This window comes from Mycobacterium sp., from assembly GCF_032162105.1.
GTDB lineage: Bacteria > Actinomycetota > Actinomycetes > Mycobacteriales > Mycobacteriaceae > Mycobacterium.
Genome location: NZ_JAVRPS010000225.1, coordinates 1 through 3,415 on the forward strand (window position 1 = coordinate 1; position 3,415 = coordinate 3,415).

3 protein-coding genes are annotated in these 3,415 nt (G+C 68.5%); all 3 read right to left on the reverse strand.

Features of this window, described 5'->3' with window-relative positions; genetic code table 11:
• Positions 1-474, reverse strand: a 474-nt coding sequence (locus tag QOC69_RS11280; protein WP_526439388.1) for a CNNM domain-containing protein, incomplete at its 3' end; no start/stop codon positions are given.
• Positions 475-689: 215 nt separating this feature from the next.
• Positions 690-2,126 carry a GuaB1 family IMP dehydrogenase-related protein gene (locus QOC69_RS11285; RefSeq protein WP_526439390.1) on the reverse strand — a complete coding sequence of 479 codons (1,437 nt, stop codon included), beginning with the start codon at positions 2,124-2,126 and terminating at the stop codon, positions 690-692.
• A gap of 37 nt (positions 2,127-2,163) precedes the next feature.
• Positions 2,164-3,415 (reverse strand): NADP-dependent phosphogluconate dehydrogenase (gene gnd / locus QOC69_RS11290; protein WP_526439392.1); only part of this gene is annotated, 1,252 nt, incomplete at its 5' end.

Consider the following 3,415-nt stretch of genomic DNA (forward strand, 5'->3'; position numbering starts at 1 on the left):
CTTGATCAGCGGGGTGGTGGCCATCGAGAACAGCAGCTGCGGTCCGGCTACGACGCGTGCGGTGGCCAATGGCTTCGCGACGGCGAGGTACTGAGCGACCAGTTCGCCGAACACCATCGACACCGAGGTGGCGATCAGCAGCGCCAGCGCAAGCGCCAGGCCGTCGGCGACGCTCCTGGTCAGCGACAGCGCGGTGAACACGGGTTTCAGTAGCTGCGCGAGCAGCGGCTGGGCCAGGTAACCGGTGATCAGCGTGGTGATCGAGATGCCGACCTGGGCGCCCGACAGCTGAAACGACAGCGTTCGATGCGCCCGCTGCACCAGCTTGTCGCGGCGCTTGCCGGTGCGCGCGTTGGCGTCGACGGTGCTTCGTTCCAGTGCCGTCAGCGAGAACTCGGCGGCGACGAACAGCGCCGTGCCTGCAGTCAGCACGATGAAACCGAGGAGGGCGAGCAGGGTCAATCCGACGCTCATCGCAGCCTCGCAGAATGTTCGCCGGGTCTCGCGCCCGGCTGACTACTGGAGGGTTCGGCGTCCTGAGGTTCTAGGCCGGGCTCGCGGGCGGGCCGGTCGGACCCGACGGCCCTGTCAGACGTGGGGGCCTCCACGGGTGCCTGCGGCACGTGATCCCTTCCTTCAGCCGAGGTGGTGAAGAACTCATGTTAGCGGGTGGACCGGGCCCCGCTGGGTCACCAACCGCCCGACAGCGGGTGTCCCTCGGCGAATCCGGCCGCCGACTGCACGCCGAGCACCACCTTCTCGTGCAGTTCGGGCAGGGTCGCCGCGCCGACGTAGGTGCAGGTGCTGCGGACGCCCGAGGTGCTGTGGTCCAGCAGGTCCTCGACGCCGCCGCGGGCCGGGTCCAGGCCCATCCGGGACGTCGAGATGCCCTCCTCGAACAGCGCCTTGCGGGCCCGGTCGAACATGCGGTCGCCTGCCGTCCTGGCGGCGACGGCGCGTTTGGACGCCATCCCGTAGCTCTCCTTGTACAGCCGCTCCTCGCGGTCGGACATGAGGTCGCCGGGGGACTCGTAGGTGCCTGCGAACCAGGAGCCGATCATCACGTTCGACGCCCCCGCGGCCAGCGCCAGCGCCACGTCACGGGGATGCCGAACCCCACCGTCGGCCCAGACATGCCCACCGAGTTGCCGTGCTGCGGCAGCACATTCGACGACGGCGGAGAATTGCGGCCGGCCGACTCCGGTCATCATCCTCGTCGTGCACATCGCGCCAGGGCCCACGCCCACCTTGACGATCGAGGCGCCCGCACTGATCAGGTCTCGGGTTCCCTCGTCCGACACCACGTTGCCCGCGGCCAGGGGAAGGCCCAGATCCAGCGACGACACCGACTTGATGGCGTCGAGCATCTTGAGCTGGTGGCCGTGGGCGGTGTCGATGACCAGCAGATCGACGCCGACCTCGGCCAGCGCGGTCGCCTTGGCTGCGACGTCGCCGTTGATGCCGACGGCGGCGGCGATGCGCAGTCGGCCCGCCGCGTCCACCGCGGGGGAGTAGATGCCGGCCCGGACCGCGCCGGTGCGCGTGAGGACGCCGGCCAGGCCGCCGTCCGGCCCGGTCATCACCGCCACGTCGATGGGCGCGTGTTCGAGTAGGTCGAACACCTCGCGGGGGTCGGTCCCGACGGGGGCGGTCACGAAGTCGAACAGCGCGACGTCGCGCACCCGGGCGAACCGGTCCACGCCAGCACACGCCGCCTCGGTGACCAGGCCCACCGGACGGTTCCCGTCGACGACCACCGCTGCGCCGTGTGCCCGCTTGTGGATCAGCGCCGTCGCATCGGATACCGAGTCGTCGGGCGACAGGGTGACCGGTGTGTCGACGACCAGGTCGCGGCTCTTGACGAAGTCGACCGTCGCCTTGACCACCGAGATCGGAAGGTCTTGGGGCAGAACGACGATGCCGCCACGTCGCGCCACCGTCTCGGCCATCCGCCTGCCCGCCACCGCCGTCATGTTGGCGACCACAACCGGAATGGTGGTGCCGGAACCGTCAACGGTCGAGAGGTCCACGTCGAAGCGGGACGTCACGTCGGAGCGCCCTGGCACGATGAAGACGTCGTTGTAGGTCAGGTCGTATGGCGGCTTCGGGCCGTCGAGAAACCTCAAGGTGACACTCTCCTTCCTGACCTCAACCCGACTGACCTCAAGCAGGCACTTCGCTGCGGTCACCGCTCCACAACGTGTGGAACTTCTTGGTCGGGTCCTCGTCAATGCGGCCGTAGGTGTGCGCGCCGAAGAAATCGCGCAGACCCTGTGTGAGGGCAGCAGGCAGACGTTCGGTCCGCAGCGCGTCGTAGTAGGACAGCGCCGAGGAGAAGCCGGGGATCGGGATGCCGAGTTCGGTGGCGGTCACCACGACGCGGCGCCAGCTGTCGATCGCCGCCTCGATGGCATCGCGGAAGTACGGCGCGACCAGCAGTGTGGCGAGCTCGGGCTCTGCGTCGAAGGCCTCTTTGATCCGGTTGAGGAACTTGGCGCGGATGATGCAGCCGCCGCGCCAGATGGTTGCCATGTCGCCGGGCGTGATGCCCCAGTCGTACTCGTTGCTACCGGCCTGAATCTGGTTGAAGCCCTGGGCATACGCCACGATCTTGGAGGCGTACAGCGCCTTGCTGACGTCCTCGGTGAACCGAGCAGCGTCGGTCGGCTTGGCACCGAGGGCGCCAGACGCCAGGCCGGTGGTGGCCTTGCGCTGCGCCACCGAACCGGACAGCGCGCGGGCGAAGACGGCCTCCGCGATACCGGTCACCGGTACCCCGAGGTCCAGTGCCGACTTCACGGTCCAGCGACCGGTGCCCTTCTGCTCGGCCTCGTCGAGGATCACGTCGACCAGCGGCTTGCCGGTCTTGGCGTCGGTCTGACGCAGCACCTCGGCGGTGATCTCGATGAGGTAGCTGTCCAGGTCGCCCTTGTTCCACTCGGCGAAGACGTCCGCGATCTCGGGAGCGGTCTTGCCCAGCCCGTCGCGCAGCAACTGGTAGGCCTCGCCGATCAGCTGCATGTCGGAGTATTCGATGCCGTTGTGCACCATCTTGACGAAGTGCCCTGAGCCGTCCGGACCGATGTGCGTGCAGCAGGGCACGCCGTCGACGTGCGCGGAGATCTCCTCGAGCAGCGGGCCGAGCGACTTGTAGGACTCAGCCGGGCCGCCGGGCATGATCGACGGCCCCTTCAGCGCGCCTTCCTCGCCGCCGGAGATACCGGCGCCGACGAAGTGCAGGCCGCGATCACGGATCGCCTTCTCGCGGCGGATGGTGTCGGTGTAGAGCGAGTTGCCGCCGTCGATGATGATGTCGCCTTCCTCCATCGCGTCGGCGAGCTCGTTGATGACGGCATCGGTGGGGTCGCCTGCCTTGACCATGATCAGCACGCGGCGCGGCTTCTCCAGTGCGGCA